This is a genomic window from Melaminivora alkalimesophila (genome assembly GCF_000282995.1).
Taxonomy (GTDB): domain Bacteria; phylum Pseudomonadota; class Gammaproteobacteria; order Burkholderiales; family Burkholderiaceae_C; genus Melaminivora; species Melaminivora alkalimesophila.
In genome coordinates, this window is sequence record NZ_ALEE01000035.1 from 1 (window position 1) to 806 (window position 806).

General features: G+C 57.4%; 1 protein-coding gene. It reads left to right on the forward strand.

The features are described from left to right. A partial coding sequence (locus A612_RS00305; RefSeq protein WP_141630303.1) for a Tn3 family transposase occupies window positions 1-736 on the forward strand: 736 nt, incomplete at its 5' end. Window positions 737-806 lie beyond the last annotated feature (70 nt).

Sequence of the window (806 nt, forward strand, 5' to 3'; positions counted from 1 at the left end):
CAGCCAGCTTGCTGTGGATACCCATGGCTACACCGACTTTGCCATGTCACATGCCCGTTTGCTTGGTTTTGATCTTTGCCCGCGGTTGAAGGAACTCAAACAGCGCCACCTCTTTGTGCCACGCGGCACCAAAGTGCCCGCAGAAATCGCTGCGGTGTGCGAAGCCAATGTCGACGTCGCTTTGATCGAAAAGCATTGGGATAGTCTGGTGCACCTGGCAGCCTCGGTCATGAGCGGACATGCCAGTGCGGTGGCAGCTCTTGCGCGGTTCGGTTCTGCCGCCCAGGGCGATCCAATCTATGAGGCTGGCGTGCAATTGGGGCGGTTGCTGCGTACGGCGTTTTTGGCTGACTACTTTGTCAAGGACGCTTTCAGGAACGAGTTGCGCCGGGTGCTCAATCGGGGCGAGGCTGTTAACGCCCTCAAGCGCGCCATTTATACCGGCCGGATCAGCCCGGCGCAGGCCAAACGTGTCGATGAAATGCAGGCTGTGGCCGATGCGTTGAGCCTGATGGCCAACATCGTGATGGCGTGGAATACCTCACAGATGCAGGCGGTCCTGGATCGCTGGTCGAACCGCCGCCAGGTCATTCCACCGGAACTGATCGGGAAGATTGCGCCCACCAGGCTGGAGAGCATCAACTTGCGGGGTGTGTTTCGCTTCCCGGTTGACCGCTATGCTGACCAAATCCTGCCTTCGCGGCCAAATGCATCGATAACTGGCACCAATGGATGAAACCGACCACGGTTTGACGCCACGAATCGCAGATTTGAAAGTGAACAGGAAAGTCAATGAAATCAACGAT